Origin of the sequence: Staphylococcus sp. HMSC067F07 (assembly GCF_001837405.1) — a bacterium.
GTDB classification, from domain to species: Bacteria; Bacillota; Bacilli; order Staphylococcales; family Staphylococcaceae; genus Staphylococcus; species Staphylococcus capitis.
In genome coordinates this window covers 1-20165 of record NZ_KV832237.1, presented here as the reverse complement: position 1 = coordinate 20165, position 20165 = coordinate 1, and the positions used below count along the sequence as shown (strand labels likewise).

Here is a 20165-nt window from a genome sequence, read left to right as displayed (position 1 = left end):
GTATTATAGCATTGTTAGGGATGTATTTTGAAATAATCAATTTATATTTAATTATTGGAAGTTTGTTGCAAATGGTACTGAGAAAGAATGCTGATTGAGTTGTATGTATTATGTAAATTTTAGTAACGCTATTGCATATTTTTGTTTTTTAAAGTAAACTAATTAGGTTGTTTTTTCGCGGTTTCTAAACACCCGCTTTAACAAAATTTAGGAGGATGTAAGATGTTTAATGAGATTTTTGGTGTAGCTTCGTTTATAGTTACATTTATTTTAATGGTTCTCATGTATCGCTTTTTTGGGAAGCATGGTTTAATTGCATGGGTAGCAATGGGAACAATTATAGCTAATATTCAAGTCATAAAGACAGTTCATATATTTGGCATTTCGGCGACATTAGGGAATGTTATGTTCGCCTCTATCTATCTTGCTACTGACATATTGAATGATATTTACGGCAGAAAAGTAGCAAAACGTGCCGTTTGGTTAGGTTTTTCTTCAACATTAGTAATGATTATGGTAATGCAAATGTCTTTACACTTTATACCTGCACCTGAAGATACTGCTCAAGGTGCGCTTAAAACAATCTTTGATTTAGTGCCTAGAATTGCTTTAGGTTCAATCGTTGCATATATTATCGGGCAACATGTAGATGTGTTTATCTTTTCTATGATTAAAAAGATTTTTAGTTCAGATAAAACGTTCATTATACGTGCTTATGGTAGTACGATTTTAAGTTCAATTATAGATACAGCATTATTTGTTATCATTGCATTTGCCGGTACTTTACCTAATATGGCTGTGTTCGAAATATTTATAACAACTTACCTACTAAAACTTATTTCAACTATATTCAATGTGCCTTTCGGTTACATTGCTAAATCTTTCTATCGCAAAGGTAAGATTCAAAAACTTGATGAAGGCTATTAATTCTTAGTCGACCTATTAAAGGACTAAGTTAATTGAGACTGTCGATAAAGTCTAAGGACTTTGTTGACAGTTTTTTATGTGCGCGTTTTTTCAGGATCTTGTCTCAATATACAGGTATAAAACAAGTCTTTAAAGGTAATCATTTTCAAGAAAAAGTCAGGAAAGAAATGATTTGACCTGTCTATTTATAAATTTGCTACAATATAGTCAAACTTACAAACGAAGGTGTATATGAGATGGCAAAAATATACTTTGATGCGGCAACTAAAGGTAATCCGGGTAGAAGTGCATGTGCAGTTGTAATTAAAGAAGAATCTGAACGTCACGTGTTTACTCATGATTTAGGAGAGTTAGATAATCATAGTGCGGAATGGGCAGCAATGATTTATGCGTTAGAACATGCAAGAGAGCTCAATGTTAGAAACGCCCTACTTCATACTGATTCAAAATTAATTGAAGATAGTGTTAATAGTGGTCGTGTAAAAAATGCTAAATTTAAACCTTATTATGATAATATGGAAATTCTCGAACAAAGTTTTGATTTAATGTTTGTTAAATGGGTTCCTAGAGATAAAAATAAAGAAGCAAACCAGCATGCGCAACAAGCTTTATATAAATTGATTAAATAAAAAAAGAACAGGCTATAGGATTTCCTATAACCTGTTCTTACTTTAGAAGCGGTTATTTATTTTTTACTTTTTTGAGCGCTTTTTGTTTTTAGTAGTACCCTTTTTTGACTTAGTGTTTGAAGAAGGACGTTGAGTTTTATTTGTTTTTGCTTTTTTCGAAGAACATGTCTCTCTTCTCATCTGTTTGTTCTCCTCTTTTTCTCTTTTATTTTTCACTACAGGAATTGCTTTTTTATTGTCTTCTTCAATAACAGTTTCTTCTTCTTTATCTTTTTTTCGTTTAGCTATAATCAATGGTTCTACTTTTTTAGAATCGGAAATATGAAGATCCTTCTTATCATTCAGTTTTTCTTTTTCCTCTTCTTTTTTACGTCTTTTAGCAAGCGCTAGCCAGAATCCTGAAAGTAAACCAGTTAGTGTGATGAAGCCTACTGCTTTGCCAAAGTCATCGATAACTCGATTGATGAAATTATTATCATGATGTTTAACATGTTTAGGATCATCTTCTTTATGTTTATTCTTACCTGATTTAATACCTGAGTGACTTAATACTTCTTTGTAAGATTCTGTTTGACCTATATGACTTTTTACATCATTTTTTCTTAGACGGACGTCTTGTTTATAAGCGTTGTTAGCAGCGCGTTGTTGATTGGAAATTGAATCAAATGAACCTTCTAAACCTACTTCCATGATTTTACGAATACCATTCAGTAACGCGTCTTGGACTTCTTTGATTGATTTAGCACGATGAATTGCATTCATAGTATCTAATTCTATTTGTCTAATACGATTGATTGCCAATTGTCTTTGGTATTGACTTGCTGACATATCATTAATAATTTGTTGAGTTCTATTATTAACAACGTTATTGAGTCTACGTTCAGCTTTATGTTTTTCACCGAGTAAATGAGCTTGTGCAATGATGTGATCGCGTTGCGCTTTGAAATCTTTGAGAATGCGTTTGAGTTCGTCTAGATTTTTTGCATTTTTAATCATGTTATAAACTTTAGATTCAAGATCTTTTAGTTGATGATTGAATTGAGCTTGTTCTTCAGGTGATAAATCAGAAATATGTTTAATTTCTTGTACACCTTCTTGTGTAAGTTTATTAACTTCAGCTTTATTAGCTTCTTTAGCTTTGTCCAATGTAAATTGTCTAGGATCAAAATGATTAATATCATTTAAATCTTTATTTTGATTATTTTCAACATCTTTTACATTAGTTGAATTGTTAATTTTATCAATAGCTTGATCTTTAAGTTTTTGAACTTCAGCTTTAGCTTGTTCTTTTTGCTGTTCGGTTAAAATTTTATCATTATCAATTTCATCTAACTTTTGTTTAGTAGCTTGATCAATTTGTTGTGATGCTTCATCTTTTGCAACTTGAAGTTCTTTTTCAATAACATCTACAGGGACATCGACAATAACTGATGTATCGTTCGCAAGAGTCACTTCAACTTTCGCAGTTAGGTTATCTGCAACTTTATCTGTGTTAGGTAATGAAATGATTCTAACTTTAAGACCATCAGCTAAAGTCATGGCACTTTCAATTTCACTAAGTGTAATCGTAGCACCTCTATGCACGATGACTTTTCCTGTAACTAACGCATCTTGTATGCTTAAATCAGGACGATGAAGTATTGATGGCTGTTGATCAGTATCCCATATTACAATTTTCGCAATGTGGTTAAGACTATCATCTTTAACTTTGTTAATTTGATCTACAGAATTAGAGTTCTCTATTTGTTTAATAGCCTCTTTTTCCGCTTTATTGATTTCAGCAAGTGCGTGTGCTTTTTGCTGGTCAGTCAAATCAGGATTGTTATTGATTGCATCTCGCTTACGTTGTGCTAAATCTTTAATTGATTGTTTAGCTTGTTCTTTTGCAGATATGATATCTTGAGTACCTTTCATTAATTGATCTGCTTTAGCTTTTTCATCTGCAACAGCTTGTTTATTAGTAGCACGATCAATCTCGTTTTTAATGTTCTCGATTGCATGATTTAAATCATCTTTGAGTTTCTCTTTTTCTTGATTAGATAAATTAGGGTTTTGATCAATATTATTCAATAAACCTTTTAATTTTTGATCGATATCATTATTAGCATCAATTTTAGCTTTTGGTAATTCATCAGCATGCGTATGTTTAATAGCTGTTGTTCCTTCATTTTCAGCGTTATAAACGCCTGTATTAGAACTTGCATGATCAATATCAGCATTAGCATGTTTAGCTGCATTCTCTAAAGATTTAATAGCTTGTGCTTTTGATTCATCTGTAGCATTAGCATGATTGATTTCATCAAGTTGATGTTTAAGTGCATCGTCAATAGCTTTATGTGCAGCTTGTTGAGCATTTTTAAGGCGTTGTTCACCATTAAGTGCGTCTTTAGCATCTTTAATCGCTTGAGTCATACCTTCAATAACAGTGATATCTAAGTTGTCGCCATCTTTTTTGTTTAAAACATTATTAGCTATATTTATCGCATTATCAAATTGTAATTTTAAATCTTCGTCTGCATTTTGATAATTAATACTATCTTTATTAGATTGGTTTAATTGTGCAACGGTATCTCTAAGGTCTTTCATTGCATCATTTAGACTTGAAGCATTATCTACTATGTTTGTTATATCTTTAATATTATCAGATTTATTAATCTCATTTGTTAAATAATTGTTTTGAGCATTATTAAGAGTATCAAGTTGTTTTATAAATTGTTTAGATTTCTCTTTAGCTTCGGCAAGACGTTGTTCACCATTTAATGCATCTTTAGTGCTATCAATTGCTTGAGATAATCCTTGAATATATCTTTCGTTGAGGTTGGCGCCTTTAGTTTTACTTAATGCTTCTCTAGTGTCTTTAATTGCTTTATTAAATTGACGTTTTAAATCATAGTCGGCATTAATGTAATTGATGCTTGATTTAACAGGATTAACTGTTTCTTTTAATTTGGCTTTTAATTCTGACATAGCATTATTTAAATCTGATGCAGTAGAAACGATTTGCGATAAATCTTTTAGATTATCAGTATCATTTGCTTGTTTAATTGAGTCTACACGTTGAGCATTATTTAAATCTTTTAATTGATTAATAAATATCTCAGCTTTAAATTTAGCTTTAGCAAGACGTTGATCACCATTTAATGCATCTTTAGTATCTTTAATAGACTGAATTAAGCCTTGAACTTCTTCAATTGAAGCAGGTTTACCTGTAGCTTTAGACAATGTATTTCTTGCTTGTTGAAGCGCTTGATCAAATTGATTTTGTAAATCCTCGTCTGCATTGATGTAGTTAACACTCGCATGAACAGGTGTTGCATTACTTATTAAAGCATTGTGTAAATCTTCCATAGCTTTATTTAATTCAGTAACTTTCGAGATTGATTCAGCTAGTGAATTAAGATCTTCTGAATTAGTGATACTATTTTCAGCAACTTTACGTTGAGCATTATTTAAATTTGATAATGTTTGAACGTATTCTTGTGCTTTAGCTTTAGCTTTAGCAAGACGTTCTTCCCCGTTGAGAGCATCTTTCGTATCTATAATTGCTTGTTTTAAACCGTCTACTTGATTTTCATCTAAGTCTTTACCTGTTGATTTGGCTAGGGCTTTTCTAGCGTTATTTAATGCTTCATCAAATTGATTTTTAAGATCGTTATCAGCATTAATATAATTTGAGCTCGCTTGAACAGGTGCAGCATTATTGATTAAGCTATCTTTTAATGCATTCATAGCGTCGTCTAAGTTCATAGATTTGTTAATTAGACGAGATAATTTAGTTAATGAATCTGTACTTGCTACATCTTTGAGTGCATGAGTTAATTGAGCTTTATTAATGTGATTTAAACCTTCTATAAATTTATCTGCTTTCAGTTTTGCAGCTTTCAAACGTTCAATACCATTTAAAGAGTCTTTAGTTTCTGAAATTGCATCTTTAAGTGCGTCAACAGCTTCGAAATCTAGGTTTTGACCTTTAGTTTTATTAAGAACATTTCTAGCATTGTTAATCGCTTGTTTAAAGTTATCTCTTAATTGTGTATCTGCATTAATATAGTTGATGCTCGCCTTAGTTGGTGCATAGTTATCGATAATTGATTGAGCTAACTCGTGCATGATGTCATTTAAGTTTGTTCCATCATCAACGATGTGATTAATTTCAATCAAATCATGAGATTGATTGATCTTATCTACTAAAGCGGTTCTTTGAGCATCATTAATTTTATCTAATGAATTAATGTAAGCTAAAGCTTTAGGTCTAGCCTCCACTAATCTAGCGATACCATTTAAGTCATTTTTAGCGTGGCTAATTTGATGAATTGCTTCTTCTATTTCTTGTTGTGTTGCATTTGTTTTAATTACGTTTTGAGCGTGTTCTAAAGCATCATCATATGCTGTGATTCTATCATCATCTGCTTGACGATAATTATCTCCATGCTCAACAGAATCAGCATCATCGATAAATTGTTTTAATTGTCCCATTGCTTTATTTAGAGCTTGGGCATTTGCTTTAGCAGTTGCTATTTCATCAAGTTTAGTAGCATGTTGAACGTTATCTTTGGCTGTTTGTTGTTGACTCGTATTTAAATATTTAAGTTGATCGATAGTATTATTTGCGTCAGTTTTAGCTTCTTGCACACGTTGATCACCATTAAGGTTTTCAGAAGCTTGATTAAGTTGATTTAGAACTTGCTCTACTTGTTCTTTATTAGCATCTGTACCATTAGTTTTATTAATTATAGCTTCTGCATTATTAAGTGATTGATTAAGTGTTTCTTTTCTATCATCTGAAGACTCAGTATAGTTAGGTGACGCTTTATCTATAATCACTTGTTGGGTTTTATCCTTAAGAGCTTTCATGTCGTTATCAAGATCTTTAGCTTGTTGGAGCAATTGTTTTACTTCTGTTCTTAAAGGCGCATTTTTAATCGCTTTAACAATTGATTGTTTTTGTGCGTCATTAAGGTTTTTCATATCATCAATGTCATATTGTGCTTTAGCTTTATCGTAGGCTAATTTTTCAGCGCCAAGTAGATTGTTCTCAGCAGCCAATACTCTATTTTTTATAATATCAACTTTATTAGGTTCTAATGTTGGATTAGTAGTTTGATTAATCAAATCTTTAGCTTCTGTTACTTTTTGATCATACTGGTCTTGGAATTTAGAATCCTCGTTTAAGTACTTACTACTATTTTTCACATTATTACTTTCAGCTACGACATTTTCTAAAGATTTCATTGCTTGATCAAGTGCTTGCGCGTTATTTAAGTTTTCTGCTACTTCACTACGAGTTTTAGAATTAGTATTTTTGTTGATGATTTGTTCGCGTTGTGCTGTATTAAGATGAGTTAAACCATTAATTGTGTTTGCAGCATCTTGTTTTGCTTGGGCAAGTTTTTGATCACCGTGTAGGTTGCTTTGAGCAGCTTCAAGTCCATGCGTTAAGTTATTTATTACAGTTGGATCCATTTCAGGGTTATCCTGTCTATAAATAACTTTTTCTATGTTTTGAAGTGCTTGTTTATAAGCATCTTGTTCAGGTTGATCTTCATTAATAAATTGGCTACTATTCAAGACATTTGTACTTTGATCGAAGACATTGTTAAGTGCATTCATAGCTTTATTTAATGCTTGCGCTTTATCTAGAGCTTGAGTCACTTCAGCTCTTGTATCTGCGCCATAGATTTGTTTAGCAATGTCGCCACTTTGAGGTGAAGTTAAACTTGATAATTTACGTAATTGTTTAGCAGCTTCGTCTTTGGCAATGTTAAGTTTATTTAAGCCATGAAGGTTATTTTTCGCATTTCGAACATTATCAATGGCACTTTGGATGTCGCTAACAGACATTGTTGGTTGAGTCGTTTGATGCAATATATTCTCTACGTTTGTGACAGCATTATCATACGCCTGTTGTTCGGCAGGGTCTTCATTAATATAATCACTAGAATTTTTAACTTGATCTTTATCTTTGATACTATTTTCCAAAGCTTTCATCATGTTATTTAAAACATCTGCTTGTCCTATGATTTGTTGAACCTCAGCTCTAGTTGGTGCATTGTCAATTTGTTCATTAAATGCTTGTTGTTGAGCTGTGTTTAAATGATTCAATGTAGAAATAGTTTGATGAGCAGTTTGTTTATCTCCGTTTAGTAATTTTACACCATTTAAGGCATCTTTAGCCTGATTAACTTGTTGAGTCAACTGTTCAATTGTGTCTTTATTTAATGTTGGATTGTGCTCATTGATAACACTTTCTGCATCAGTTACTGCATGATTATAAGCTTGTTGTTTATCTTCGTTTTCATTGATGTATCTACTTTCTTGTCTTACAGTCGCTTGATCTTGAATACTGTTTCTTAGTTTACCCATTGCATCATTAAGTTCTTGTGCAATATGCATTTGCTGAGTAACGTTATCTCTGGTTGTAGCTTTATTAATAAGTGCTTTTTCAGCAATTTTCTGAGGAGTGTTTAAATTACTTAAGCTATCGATAACGTTATTGGCATTTTCTTTAGCTACTTGTAATTTATGTTCTCCCTCAAGAGCAGTAACTTTTTGTTTTATTTTATTAATCGTATTTTCGATTTCGTCATTTGACATAGTAGGTTGTGTCGTTTGATCAATGATTGCTTGGCCCTGTGCAATAGCATCGTTATACGCTTGTTGCGCTGTACTATCTTCATTAACATAATTGCTAGTTTTTCTTACGCTATCTTGTTGTCCCACAATGTCTTTAAGTTTTTGCATTTCGGAATCTAAAGCTCTAGCTTTGTTGTAGACATTATTAACATCAGAAACTCTAGTTGCTTGTTGTATTTCATGTGTTAAAGCTTCTTTTTGAGCTTGGTTAAGATTATCTAAATGATTTACTGCATATGTTTGTGTGCGTTTATCATCATTAAGTACACGTTCGCCGTGAAGGTTATTCTTAGTTGTTTGAACATTTGAAGTATCACGCTCTATTACTAAAGGATCCATAGTTGGATTAGAAGTTTGATTAATAATTTGTTGAGCATGATCTACAGCATTGTCATAAGCATTTTGAATACTTGGTACTTCATTGATGTAATTGCTTGTTTGTTTAATATCATTAGCATCAGCAATACTGTCTCTTAATTTTTTCATTGCTGTATCTAATGGTTTAGCTTTATTAACTGTAGCAACGATGTCTGGTCGTGTTTGGGCTTGTTGAATTTCATGATTTAGCTCGTCTTTTTGAGCTTGGTTCAAGCTCTTCATTTGATTAATATGTTCAGTTGCTTGTTGTTTATCTTGTTCTAATTTTTGTTCTCCATGAAGATCATTTTTAGCAGCGTCTAGTTTTTGAGTAACTTCATTAATATTTTCTGGAGACATATTAGGGTTGTCTTGTTGATCTACAATTTGTTTAGCTTGGTTTACATAGTTATCATAGTTTCCTTTTTGAGCTGTATCTTCATTAATGTAATTACTAGTTTGTTTTACAGTTTCATTGCCAGCTAATGCGTCTTCTAATTTTTTCATCGCATCGTTAAGTTGGTTGGCTAATTTAGCTACACTTTGAACACCAGGTCTCGTAGTTGCATCACGAATTTCTTCATCAAGTTCTTGTCTTTGCGCATGGTTTAAATGCGTTAAATGATCTAAAGTATCTTTTGCATTTGTCTTATCAGTCGCAAGTTTTTGATCTCCATGTAAATTGTCTTTAGCTTGAGTAACTTCATTTACAATATTTTGAACATCACTATTGGATAATGTAGGGTCAGGATTGTCGTTGATAATGTTCTTAGCTTTTGTTACCGCTTGATTATAAGCTGCTTGTTGTTCAGGGTCTTCATTAATATATTTGCTACTATGAAGAACTTGTTCATTATCAGCAATTGAATCTCTCAGTGCTTTCATTGTGTTGTTAAGTTGTTTTGCATTTTCCAATACTTGAGCAACTTGAGTTCTAGTCGGTGCATTGAAAATGTCATCAACTAGCTTGCCATGTTGACCGTTAGTCAAATTGTTAAAGTTGTTTAATTGTGATGAGGCCTCTTTTTGGGCTTCAAGCAATTTATCGCTACCATGTAAATTATTAAGTGCTTGATTAACATTTGCTAAAGCTTTATCTATTTCTCCTTTGTCCATAGTAGGAGGTTGAGCATTGATTAAATCTTTAGCAGCTTGAATTGCTTTATCGTAGGCATTTTTTTGAGTAGGATCTTCATTAATATAATCACTACTTTGTTTAACGTTACTAGCGTTGTTGATAGCTTGTTGCAATTGTTTCATTGAGTCATTTAATTGATTAGCGTCATTAATGATGTTATTCACTTGTGCTTTAGTTGACGCTTGATTAATCAATTCACGTTCTTTATTCTTTTGAGCCTCTGTTAGTCCATCTAATTTATCAATAGCTTGATTACCAGTTGTTTTAGCTTCAGTTAACTTAGCTTCCCCATTTAAGTTGTTTTGAGCATTAATGATAGTCTGAGTCGTTTTATTAATTACATCTTTGTTAAGCTCTGGTGGTTGTGACGTTGTAATAATTTGAGTACCTTGGTTGATGGCAGAATCATAGTTAACTTGATTAGTGTGATCAGCATTAATGTATTTACTTTCTGTTTTGACTTGATTTTCTTTATCTACTTCAGCTCTAAGAGATTTCATGGCTTCATTAAGTTCTTTTGCTTTTTGAAGTGCCTCTTGAACACCAGGTATAGTTTGAGATTGATTAACTAATGTTTTTTCTGCTAATACTTGTCCAGGATTAAGTGATTCTAATCGATCAATTTGACTATTAGCTTGATCTTTCGATTCTTGTAGTTTTTGTTCACCATGTAAAGCTTCACTTGCACTTTGTAATTGATTTAATGCTTGCTCAATTGTAGTTTTATCTAAAGTTTTATCAGGTACTGCATTAATGATATTCTTCGCTTTTTGTAAAGCATCATTATAAGCATTTTGAGAGGCTGGGTCTTCATTAATATAGTTACTTGATTGTTTAATGCTATTCTCTAGATGAACTTCGTTCTCTAACTGATGCATCGCTTCATTTAATGCTTTAGCGTTATTTAAATCACTTTGAACTTCTGTTCTTGAAGGTGCACTATTAATTTCTTTGTGCTCTGCTTGTCTTTGAGGGTCATTCAAGTTTCTTAATTGATCTATTTCGTTATTAGCATCTTGTTGAGCTTTTTGTAATTTTTGTTCTCCATGAAGATCGCCTTTTGCTAGTTCTATATTTTGAATAGCATTACTAATATCATTTTTACTTAATACATCAGTAGTATTTCCACTGATGATGTCTTGTCCGCTTTGAATAGCTTTATCATATATTCTTTGAATTTCAGGGTCTTCATTCAAATAATTGCTTTGCTTATGAACGCTAGGTTGTTGTTCAACTAATGATTTGAGTTTGCCCATTTCGCTATTAAGTTCATTTGCTTGGTTAACAATTTCTGCTACTTTTTGTTTAGTTGTAGCTTGATTAATTAAATTATTTAGAGCTTGTTTTTGTTTATCATTTAAGTTCGGTAAATGATTTATAGTTTCATTAGATTCATTTTGGCTTTGAGTTAATTTATCTGCACCATGTAATGCATCTTTAGTTTCTTTTACTTTTTGAGCAGCAGCATTAATTTCTCTTGGATCCATCGTTGGATCATTTTGTTGATTTAACAAATGTTCAGCATTACTCAAAGCATTATCATAAGCTATTTTCTTATCTGGATCTTCGTTAATGTAGTTACTAGAGTTAAGCGTATCGTTTTTGTCGGCAATACTTTGTTTCAATTCTTTCATTGCTTGATTTAAAACTTTAGCTTGTTCTAATTGATGTTCCACAGCTGTTCTAGTTTCAGATGCTTGAATATCCTGAACTTCTTTGGCAGTTTGAGCACGATTTAAGTTATTCAAACCATAAACATCATTTATTGCGTTGTTTTTGGCTTGTTGTAATTTTTGTTCTCCATGTAATCCATGTTCAGCGCTATTAATTTGTTGAATAACATTACTAATGTCACTTCCATTCATTGTTGGATCGTTATGTGCATCAATAATTGCTTGTCCTTTTTTAATAGCATTATCATAAGCTTCTTTTTGAGGTGTATCCTCGTTGATATAGTCACTAGTTTGTCTAATATTAGAAGCTTTTGCGACAGCTGCTTTTAATTCTTCCATTTCATTATTAAGGAATTTAGCTTCTTTTAATTTTTTACTTATCTCAGTTCTATGTGTTAACTGATCTATAGCTTCATCTAAGGCGTGTTTTTGAGAATCAGTTAAACCTGTTAAGTTTCCAATTTCTTGTTTAGCATTATTTTTATCGTCTTGAAGTTTTTGAGCTCCATTTAAAGCATGTTTTGCGTTCTCTAATGCTTGAGTAGCTTGATTAACACTTTGAGGATCCATAGTCGCATTAGTTTCAGTAATAATATTGTTGATATTATTAACAGCATTATCATAAGCGTGTTGTTGAGTAGAATCTGCATTTGTATAATCACTACTTTGTCGTACTTGATCTTGATCCTTAATATTAACTCTCATAGCCTTCATAGCGTTATTAAGCTCTTTAGCTTTTTGTAATTCTTGAGATAATCCATCTAATGTCGTTGCATTGTTTAAATTATCTTCAAGTTTTTTACGTTGCGGTTGATTAAGGCTATTTAATGTACCAAGTTCTTTGAGTGCCTCTTTTTGAGCAGCGTCAAATCTTGATTGACCATTTAATGCGTTTTGAGCATCATCAATTTTATTAATCAATTTTTGAAGTTTAAGATGATCTAATGTATCAGGATGATTATCTATTAATTCTTTAGCTTCTTTAATAGCATTATCATAAGCCTGTTTAGTAGCATCGTCAGCATTAACATAATTACCTGATTGATGTACTATGCTTTGTTTTGCAATTTGATCTTTAATGTCTGACATATCACTATTTAATTGTTTAGCAATATCTAGTTGTTTTTTAACTTCGGCTCTAGTATCAGCGTTATCAATTAATGGTTTAAAGTGAGCTTTTTGTTCATTAGTTAAATCATTTAAATGATTTAATTGATCATTTGCTTCTTGTTTAGCTTGTTCTAATTTTTGCTCGCCATGTAAATGATTAACAGCATTCTGGATGTTGTGAAGCGCATCATCAATTTTATTTTTATCTAATGTTGGATTAGAAGTTTGATTGATAATATCTTTAGCAGCGTTTATAGCGTTGTTATATGCTTTTTGTTGTTCTGTATCTTCATTCTCAAACTTACTACTAGATGTAATTGCTGGATCTTGATTAACTTGATCTTCAAGTTGTTTCATGGCATTATCCAGTGCTTTCGCTTCTTTAAGTTTTTCTGCTACTTGCTCTCTAGTTGTAGCGCCATCGATAGCTTGTTTTAAAGCATCTTTTTGTGGTTGATTAAGATGCGTCATATGATCAATTGAATTATTAGAAGTGTCTTTTTCATTTTGTAGACGTTGCTCACCATGTAAATTATCTGTTGCTGTTTTAATATTATTTAATGCTTTAATGATATCTTGTGGATTGATATTTGGATTATTAGTATTTTTGATAATGTCTTCAGCATGTTTAATCGCGTCGTCATATGCTTGTTTTTGAGCAGAATCTTCATTGAAATAGTTACTACTTGAATGAACGCTATCCTTAAGGGCAACTTGATTTTTAAGTTGTTCCATTGCGTTATTAAGTTGCTTAGCTTGTTCAAGTTCTTGTTTGATATCATCTCTACTATCAGAATGGTTAATTAATTCTTTAAGTTTCTCACGTTGGGCATCTGTTAAGTTAGTCAAATTATTTAGCTCTTTTGAAGCAGTAGTTTTATCTTGATTTAATTTTTCTACTCCATGAAGGGCTTGTTCAGCATTTTGTACAGCCTGAGTAGCTTGTTCTATAGTGCCTTTATTGAGTTCTGGATTTTGAGTCGCATTAATAATATCTTCAGCACGTTGAACAGCTTGATCATAATTTGCTTTTACAGTTGGATCTTCATTTAAATATTTGCTTTCGGATTTAACTTGATCTTGGTTAGCGATACTTTGTCTTAAAGCTCCCATAGCACGATCTAAATCTTGAGCAGTTTGCAAGTTTTGTTGAACTTGCTCAAGTGTAGGTGATTGATTAACTAATTGTTTCTCAGCAGTTTTTTGAGCGTTATTTAAATTAGTTAAGTTAGTTATGGTTTGATTCGCAGTATTTTGAGCTTCTTCTAATCTATGATCACCATCTAATGCAACTTTGGTATTATTTACTGTTTGTGTTGCTCTTGAAACATCGTCTTTATTAATAGTTGGTTGATTTGTACCATTAATGATGTCTTTAGCATGCTGAACAGCTTGATCATATGCTTGTTTTTTTGTTGGTTCAGCATTAATGTAGTTACCATTTGAAATAATTGTGGCATTATCTTTAATACTCTCTTTTAAAGCACCCATTAAACCATTTAATTCTTGAGCTGCTGTTATATTTTGATTCACATTCGTACGTGTATCTTGACTATCTATTATTGAATCTTCCATGTGTTTCTGAGCATCATTGAGATTTGGTAATTGAGAGATAGCTTGTTTAGCACGATCTTTATCTTGTTGTAACTTAGTATCACCATGCAAATTCGACTCAGCTCGTGTAACGGCGTTAGTTAAATTATTAATAGTGTTTGTATCTAATGTTGCTTGAGTTTCATCGATAACCTGTTGTGCATTGGTAACAGCGTTATCATATGCTTGTTGTTCAGGTTGATCTTCGTTTATATACTTACTACTATTTTTAATCTCTGCTTTATCTTTTATGCTTTCTCTTAAACCATGCATAGCAGTATTTAAAGTTTTTGAAGATTCAAGTAATTGATTAACCTCTGTACGAGTTGTTGCAGCTTTAACTTTTGCAATTTCCGCAGTTTTTTGTGGGTCATTAAGACTCGTTAAACCACTTATCTCAGTTTCTGCTGATTGTTGCTCTTTTTTGAGTTTTTGAATACCGTGTAAAGCATTTTCCGTATTATTAACAGTGTGAGTTAATTGTTCTATTTCTGCTTTATCTAAGACTGGATGAGTATTGTTATTAATAGTACTTTCAGCATTATTAACTGCATTATTATAATCACGTTGTTGAGTTGGATCTTCATTGATATAATTACTACCTTGTTTGACTTGGTTTGTATTTTGAATGCTATCTCTTAAAGCTTTCATCGCAGTATTTAATCCATTAGCTTGAGTTAATAGTTCTTGAACTTTAGGTCGAGTTTCTGCATTAGAAATGAGTTTATTTATTTCGCGTTTTTGACCATCGTTAAGACTAGTTAAACCATTTACATCCTGAGTTGCAGATTGTTTAGCTGAAGCTAATTGACTTACACCATCGAGTGCTTGTTGAGTTTGTTGAACACGTGTTAACGCTTGTTGAATTTTATCTTTATTTAATTCAACTTGAGGTGCGGCGTTAATGATGTTTTCAGCATTTTGTAGAGCTTGGTCGTAGGCGGAGATCTTTGTAGGATCAGCATTGATATAAGCACTACTATGTCTTACTTCATCTTTATTGTTAATACCATCTCTTAAGGCTTTCATTGCATCATTTAACGCTTTAGCAGATGCTAAATCTTGTGCAACGTCAGTTCTTGTTGTTGCTTGATTTACTTGATTCTTTTCAGCACTTATTTGTTGAGGATTTAAGCTCGTTAATCCCTCTATCTCCCTATTAGCATTTTGTTGATCAGTGTGTAATTTATTTTCACCATCTAATGCATTTTTAGTTGTGTTGATTTGGTTAGTTGCTTGTTCAATTTCACTTTTATTCATTACTGGATCGTGTGTTTTATTAATAATGTTTTGTCCAGCTCGAATTGCTGCATCGTAATTATTTTTAGGTTGTTGATCTTCATTGAAATAGTTACTTTGTTGATGAACTTGATTTTGTTGATTAACAGCATCTCTTAACAATTTCATAGCATTATTTAATTCTTTATCAGTAGTTAATTGTTGGTTAACATCTGGAATTGTGGTTTGTGCTTGAATATTTTGGATTGCTTTTTGACGTTGTGCATCGTTTAATCCTGAGAGTTTATTAATTTCACTAATAGCATTATTTTTAGCATTGTCAAGAAGACGTGCTCCATGTAATGCATTTTGAGCATTAGTTAAGTTTTGAACTTTTTGTTCAATTACTGTTTTATCTAAAGTAGGCTTACTACTTTCATTAATGATTGATTGTGCTTGTTGAAGCGCTTGATCGTATGCGCTTTTATGTTCAGGAGTCTCATTAATATAATCACTACTTTGTTTTACTCTAGTACTTTCGGCAACTTTATCTCTCAACTGTTTCATTGAGTTATTCAAAGCTTTAGCTTCGTTAAGTTGATTTGCAACGTCAGTTCTAGTAGTTGAACTATTTACAAGAGCCTCTTCTCCAGTTTTTTGAGGATCATTTAAATAACCTAATTGATTGATAGTTTGATTAGCTTCATTTTTAGCTTGTTGTAATTTATTAGCACCATGTAAAGCATTTTTAGCGTTATTGATTTGATTAATAGCTTGGTCAATTGTTGTTTTATTCATAATTGGATTTTGTTGACCGCTAATAATGTCTTCGCCATTATCAATTGCATTATTATAAGCATTTTGTTGAGCTGTATCTTCATTAATATAGTCACTTGAATGGTGAACTTGATCCTTAGCGTTGACCAAATTACGCAAAGTTTTCATAGATTGATCTAATGCTTGAGCTTCACTTAAAGTGCTAGAAACTTGGTCTCTAGTTTTAGCTGAACTTATAGTGTTATTTTCATTGGATTTTTGGGCATTAGTTAAACCATTGAGATTGTTAATTGTTGCTTGAGCATCTTGTTTAGCTTTAGCTAATTTAGTTTCTCCATTTAAGTTATTAATCGCTGAATTAATTTGATTAATAGCTTGTTGAATTGAATTTTTATCTAATTCAGGGTGCTGAGTTTTATCTTTAATTGCTTCAGCATTCGCTATGGTAGAAGTATAAGCGTTTTGTTGAGCTGTATCTTCATTTATATACTTACTACTACTTAAAACATTATTCTTATCATTTATAAGATTATTAAGTTGTTCCATCACTTTATTAAGTTCTTTAGCTTTACTTAATTGTGATGCAACTTCTGGTCTTGTTTGAACTCCATTAATCAATTCTTTTTCTTTAGTTCTCTGAGCATTTGTAAGTTGATTTAATGAATTTATCGTATTATCCGCATCTTCTTTAGCTTTACGAAGCTGAGCTTCACCATCTAAGGCATTTTTGGTAGTTATAATAGCTTGTGCTTTTTGATTAATAATATTTGGATCTAAAGTCGCTTGTTTTTCATCAATAATACCTTTAGCTGTATTAATAGCATCTGTATAAGCTTGTTGTTTATCTGGTTCAGCATTAATGTAATTACTTTGAGTCGGTACATTAGCGTTATCAGTAATGTTTTGTCTTAGCGTATGCATTGCATTGTTTATAGTTTTAGCTTTTTCCAACTCTGATGATATCTTAGTTCGTGTATTAGAGCTATCTATTACGCCTTTAATAGCCTCTTTTTGAGGTGTGTTTAAATTAGATAATTTATTTAAAGAATTATTTGCACTAGTTTTATCAGCTTCTAATTTTTGTTCACCATGAAGTTCTGATTTCTTAGTATTAATATTATTTATTGCTTGTATAACAGTATTGTTATTTAATATTGGATCAGAAGTTTTATCAATGATAGTTTGTCCCTCAGTAATAGCGTTGTTATAGGCAGTTTTCTGAGGTTGATCTTCATTAATATAGTTACTTGTTGATTGAACTTGACTTTGATCATTAACTAATGATTTTAAAGAGCCCATTGAACTATCTAAAGTTTTAGCATCATCAAGTTGTGTTTGAACTTCTGTGCGAGTGTTTTTGTTATTGATTAATGCTTTTTCAGCTGATTTTTGTGCTGGTGTTAAGTGAGTTAAATTATCTATTTCAGTGTCTGCATTATGTTGTGCTTCTTGTAATTTTTGTTGACCATGTAAATTATTTTGAGCTGTAGTCACAGCTTGAGCTTTTTCATTTACAGTGTTTACGCTCATAACAGGATTGCTTGATGCATTTATTAATGTCTGAGCATTTGTTACAGCTTGGTTATATGCTTCTTTAGGTTCATTATCTTCGTTGATATAATTACTACTTGCTTTAATATGATTAACATTATTTACGCTCTCGCGTAACGATTTCATAGCATTATTCAAGTTAGCGTAGTCTTGTAATTGGCTAGTAATATTTGATCTAGTAGTAGCATGCTCAACATTCTCTTTAGCTTTAGCACGTTGTGCATCATTCAAATATGTTAAACCATCAATTGCATTCTTAGCATTAGTTTTAGCTTCAGCTAGTTTATTATTACCGTTCAAATCATTTTTAGTTGAGTTAACTTTTTCAGTAATTTTACTTATCTCACTAGGGTTTAGTTGAGCATTAATTTTATTGGATTCATTAATGATTTGTTTAGCTTGATTAACTGCACTATTATAAGCGTCTTGTTTATCTTTATCCGCATTTATATAGTTGCCTTGTTGAATTTCACTATCGTTGTCTGCGACACTTTGTTTTAATCCAGTCATTGCTGTATTAACGGCATTTGCATTGCCTTTAATTTGATTAACTGATGTTATGTTATCTGAATGATTAATTTGATCAGTTAAAGCTTGGCGTTGAGCATTATTCAAATCATGTAAATCACTTAGATGATTAATAGCTTGTTCTTTAGCTTCAGCTAATCTTTGTTGACCGTCTAACGCGTCTTTAGTTTGTTGTACCATTTGAGCTTTTTGATTTACTACATCACTACTCATTGTTGGGTTATGAGTTTGATTTAAAATCTCATTAGCTGAATTAACAGCGTCATCATAAGCTAGACGTTTATCATTTGATGCATCGATATAATTTTCAGTTTGTTTAACATTTTGATAATTAGAAATGCTGTCAGCTAAAGTTTTCATAGCTTGATTTAATATGTCAGCGTTATTTTGAATAGCTTTTAAGTCACGATAATTACCAGCGCTATTAATTTGTTGAATAAAGTTCTCTTTTTGTGGTGAGTTAAGATTTCCTTCACCATTGATATGTGTAATAAATGGCTGTCTATCTAAAACTAATCGGGATCTTGCGTTATCTAAAGCCTGTTGAATTTTACTTGTCTCACGTGCGGCTGCTCTAATCTCTGCTACTGTAGGACTTCCGCTTAATATACCTTTATCTTTATTTAATTCTTGTTTAGCGGCTTCTAATTTTTCATTATAGTTTTGTAAAGATAGTGTAGTCATGCCCTCTGTATCAGTTTGCTGAGTGATGCTATTTTCAAGTGCTTGCTTAGCTATTTCGAGTGGATCTTTGTCAGGTATTAAAGAATCGCGAGCGTGATTTAGATTCTTAATGACTTGATTAGCATCTGCCACTGCTTGGTTGACTTGTTCTACTGTTAGAGTATCTGGGTGTCTTGTTAATTTATTGATTTTTGTTTTTTCACTAAGTGCTTCACTCAACGAATCATTAAAATCTTCAACTGAGTCGGATGTCATACCGTCAGTGTTAGTACCTGCGTCAATTGCTGTTTGAATATTTTTCATAGCTGTTTTTAAAGGTTGTATATCAACTTTGAGCGCTTGTTTAGCTTGAGTTAATTCATTATTAATTCGCTCTGCGGTCGCTTTATTAGTATTAATAGCTTCAACATTAGGGTTGTTAGCAAGTACGTTATTAATAGTATTGATTTCATCTTTAGCCGCTTGCAGTTTTTGATTGTAGACTTGAACAGACTGCTTTGTCATACCCACAGTACTAGGGGCAGAATCAATATTGTTTTGTAATTGTTGTTTTGCTGATTCTAGAGGTTCTTTATTAACAGTTAAACCATTTATCGCTGATGATAAATTATCAAGTTTTTGGTTTACTTTTTCTATTTCTGTTGAAATCTCTTGATCAGTAGCATTACCATTATTAATTAAAGCTTGAGCTAAATTTGACTCAGCTTGAGCTTCTTGTTTGGCATGTTGATAAGCATTTACAGACTGTTGCGTCATACCTTCCGTATGAATAATTTCATTTATTTTATCTTCAAGTTTAGTTCTCGCTACTTTCAGTGCTTCATTATTTGCTAAAGGTTGAAGTTTATTAATCGCTTCAGTTAATTGTTGGTTAACTTGATTTACTTCTTGTAAAGCTTGATCCACTTCATTTACAGTGCGAATAGCCTTTTGAATTACTGTATTTGCATTATTTTTAGCAGCAGTAATTTGAGATTGTAATGCTTGCATCGCTTTATTATAAGATTCAATACTATTTGGTTTTTTATTGTTAGTATCACCTGTTCTATTCAATCCATTCAATGCATTTTGTAATTTACTTGTATCAGCAGTTAAATGTTGCTTAGCATCATTAAGTGCTTGCAATGCTTGATTAACTTTAGATTTTTCATCCGCAATTTGTTGAGCAGTAGCATCGCCATTATTAATTACTTGATCAGCTTTTTGAAGTTCAGCTTGTGCCGCTTGTTTTTTGGCATTGTAATTTGTAATTGTTTGAGGAGTCATACCATGTGTTGGATCAGGTTGATTTAAAGCTGCTTGTAATTGATTTTTAGCAGTAACTAATTCGTTATTGTTAGCCTTGTT

General features: G+C 31.9%; 3 protein-coding genes. 2 read left to right on the top strand and 1 reads right to left on the bottom strand.

Annotation, left to right across the window (positions count from 1 at the left end; translation table 11 throughout):
• The first annotated feature begins 222 nt into the window (after positions 1-222).
• Together HMPREF2706_RS07085 and HMPREF2706_RS07080 are read left to right on the top strand one after the other, a co-directional pair.
• Positions 223-927, top strand: a complete 705-nt coding sequence (locus tag HMPREF2706_RS07085) for a queuosine precursor transporter (RefSeq protein WP_064212357.1) — start codon at positions 223-225, stop codon at positions 925-927.
• A 236-nt stretch (positions 928-1163) separates the two neighbouring features.
• On the top strand, positions 1164-1556 hold the full coding sequence (locus HMPREF2706_RS07080) for a ribonuclease HI family protein (protein ID WP_047796282.1): 393 nt from the start codon (positions 1164-1166) through the stop codon (positions 1554-1556).
• A 63-nt stretch (positions 1557-1619) separates the two neighbouring features.
• Here the strand turns inward: HMPREF2706_RS07080 and HMPREF2706_RS07075 are convergent.
• Positions 1620-20165: DUF1542 domain-containing protein (locus HMPREF2706_RS07075; RefSeq protein WP_141761278.1), on the bottom strand; the 18546-nt coding region annotated here is incomplete at its 5' end.